The organism is Mycobacterium sp. (assembly GCF_025933915.1).
Classification (GTDB): Bacteria; Actinomycetota; Actinomycetes; order Mycobacteriales; family Mycobacteriaceae; genus Mycobacterium.
On record NZ_JAICZA010000290.1, the window covers coordinates 1 to 2,674 of the forward strand.

4 protein-coding genes are annotated in these 2,674 nt (G+C 64.9%); 1 reads left to right on the top strand and 3 read right to left on the bottom strand.

The window, feature by feature from the left end; translation table 11 throughout:
- Positions 1–48: 48 nt before the first annotated feature.
- Positions 49–615, bottom strand: coding sequence for a hemerythrin domain-containing protein (locus Q0W90_RS24110; RefSeq protein ID WP_297593860.1), 567 nt, complete (start codon positions 613–615; stop codon positions 49–51).
- Positions 616–852: 237 nt separating this feature from the next.
- Positions 853–1,125: a WGxxGxxG family protein gene (locus Q0W90_RS24115; RefSeq protein ID WP_297593862.1), complete on the bottom strand. Its 273-nt coding sequence runs from the start codon at positions 1,123–1,125 to the stop codon at positions 853–855.
- A 338-nt stretch (positions 1,126–1,463) separates the two neighbouring features.
- On the opposite strand from Q0W90_RS24115, the gene Q0W90_RS24120 reads away from it, so the two are divergent.
- On the top strand, positions 1,464–2,384 hold the full coding sequence (locus tag Q0W90_RS24120; RefSeq protein ID WP_297593864.1) for a CoA ester lyase: 921 nt from the start codon (positions 1,464–1,466) through the stop codon (positions 2,382–2,384).
- A gap of 3 nt (positions 2,385–2,387) precedes the next feature.
- On the opposite strand, the gene Q0W90_RS24125 is transcribed toward Q0W90_RS24120, so the two are convergent.
- Positions 2,388–2,674, bottom strand: a 287-nt coding sequence (locus Q0W90_RS24125) for an HNH endonuclease (protein ID WP_297777157.1), incomplete at its 5' end; no start/stop codon positions are given.

Genomic DNA, 2,674 nt, shown 5'->3' on the forward strand with positions numbered 1-2,674 from the left:
ACCGAGCCTACGGAAACTCGAACGGAGTCAACGCGGCCGCGGCGGTGGCTAGCCGATGGCTTTCCCGATCAGATCGCGGGCGCGATCGAGCATGGACGCAAACGGGCCGAGGGCGAAATTCAGCTTCGCCGATTCGACGCCTGGGTGCGGGTGGGTCGGCGCGATGGCCTCGGCGGCGCGCACCGCCGTTCCCATCCGCTTGAGGTCGTCGGCGTCGAGCTGCTGCTGAAGAACCGGGAATTCCTCACTTTCCTCACGCATGGCGTGTTCGAGGACGGCTTCCCGCAACTTCGTGACCTGGTCGATGAACTCGTCAGAGGTGACGTCGAGCCCCTCGATCCGCGACAGCAGCTCCTTTGCCTCGTGCTCTTCTTTCAGGCGGGCGTCGACGATCGCGTCGCCGGCGTCCGCCTCCTTGCGTGCGCGCGGATGCACCACCATTTCCTCGGCGGTTTCGTGGACCGCCAGCAATTGGCGCAGCGCCGCGAACGGCTCTTCGCGCGCTTTCGGATCCGATGCGTGCAGCACCTGGTCGAACATGTCCTCGATGAGGTTGTGCTGTGCTTTCAAGAACGCGACGGCCTCGTCGGGCGACTGGATAATCATCTCGGCCATCGCCGATACCTCCTGTATTGGGGAGAGTTGAATTCGCACGTACGGGCTGTGTGCGGCTGGGTGAGGTATACCCGCTGCGGAAGCGGCCAAACGGCACCTCCCGCTGCGGCGCGCTATGGATGGACCGAGCTAGCAGCGAGATCCTTTGAGGGGCAAGCTATTCGGTAAAGGAGTCGAGAACCCAGCCGGATCCCCGTCAGGCGCGCTGCGTCTAGCGGGGATCCGGGCAGCGAAGGGTTAGACGCCGCGGTCGCGAGGCGCGGCCGGCCCGACGCCGGTGCCAGTAACAGCATCCTTCCGGCGCATCAGTCCGGCGAGCCCGCCCAAGCCGAGGAGGCCAACGAGGCCCCACAGCCCACTGTTGTCGCTGTGCTGATCATTGTTGTTGTCCGCCAACGTCGTTGTGGTGGGCGACGGTGCCGGAGCACTCGGAACGGCGGCAGTGGCAACACCTGCTCCACCGAACAACAGCGCCCCGGTGGTTGAAACGATTGCGATGGTCCTTCGCATATTTACTCCTAATGGTTTTTCCCGGTCGAGTCCAGACGGCCGATCGAGATGCGATTGGGGACCAGGATTCTCTAGTCTCCGCAGCAAGCCGCGCGACCGATGGCCGCAACGTGCGAGGGGTGGACTACCCCGCACAGCCACGGCGAAACTCGACGCGCGGGAGCGTTTCGTTTGCTGGCCGGTCAGCAATTCGCCGGTCCGGTAAGGGTCCCCTGCGCAAGAGGGAGATGTGCCCCACGTGCGCGGGGCTTGCCCGACCGGTGGTTCCGGGACATCGCTACGGTTAAAGGGCACACGCCCACTATCGACAACCACGAGAAGACGACAGATCAGCTCAAATGTACGAACAGGTCAACAGCAACGCCGCCGAGTCCGAGGACGTCGGCTCTCGCATCGACCCGGTACTGGCCCGAAGTTGGCTACTGGTCAACGGCACGCATGCCGACCGGTTCCAGTCCGCGGTGGACTCCCGCGCCGACGTCGTCGTTTTCGACATCGAGGACGCGGTCGCGCCCAAAGACAAACACACCGCTCGCGACAACGTCGTGAGTTGGCTCGGCGCCGGCAACATCGACTGGGTCCGCATCAACGGCTTCGGTACCCCCTGGTGGGCGGACGATCTGGCCGCGTTGGCCACCACGCCGGTCGGCGGGGTGATGCTGGCGATGGTCGAATCGGTCGACCACGTCACCGAGACCGCGAAACGGCTGCCCGATGTGCCGATCGTGGCCCTGGTCGAGACGGCCCGGGGTCTGGAGCGCATCACCGAGATCGCCGCGACCAAGGGGACCTTCCGGCTGGCCTTCGGCATCGGAGACTTCCGCCGCGACACCGGCTTCGGGGATGACCCGGCCACCCTGGCCTACACGCGATCTCGCTTCACCATCGCGTCCAAAGCCGCCGACCTGCCCAGCGCGATCGACGGGCCGACCATCGGCTCCAATCCACTGAAACTGATCGAGGCCACCGCGGTCTCAACCCAGTTCGGGATGACCGGAAAGATCTGCCTGACACCGGACCAATGTGCCGTCGTCAATGAGGGGCTGTCGCCGTCTCAGGACGAAATATCTTGGGCAAAAGAGTTTTTCACCGAGTTCGAACTTGACGGGGGAGAGATCCGGAACGGCTCCGATCTGCCCCGCATCGCCCGGGCCACCAAGATCCTCGAGCTGGCTCGCGCGTACGGCATCGAGGCGTTGGACATCGACGACGAAGAACGCGATCACTCACCCGCGCCGTCGGACACCTATCACTACTGAGCGCTAGGCCGCATGTCGCGCGAGCGCGACGCCGACGCGGACTTCGAGCTTGCTCATGGTGATCGTGGGGGCGCGCGGCGGTGCCGCCGAACGGTAGGTTTTTCCGGTTGGCGTCGTGAAAAGCGCTGTGTGAGTGTGGGATTCGTCGACGCTGGTGCGTACCGTCCACCCTGCATTTTCCTTGACGTAGTTGCACTGCTCGCACAATCCGAGACCGTTGTCCGCGGTGGTCGGGCCGCCGCCGGCCCACGGCTGCGCGTGGTCGCGGTGCCTGATCGGCGCGTCGCAAT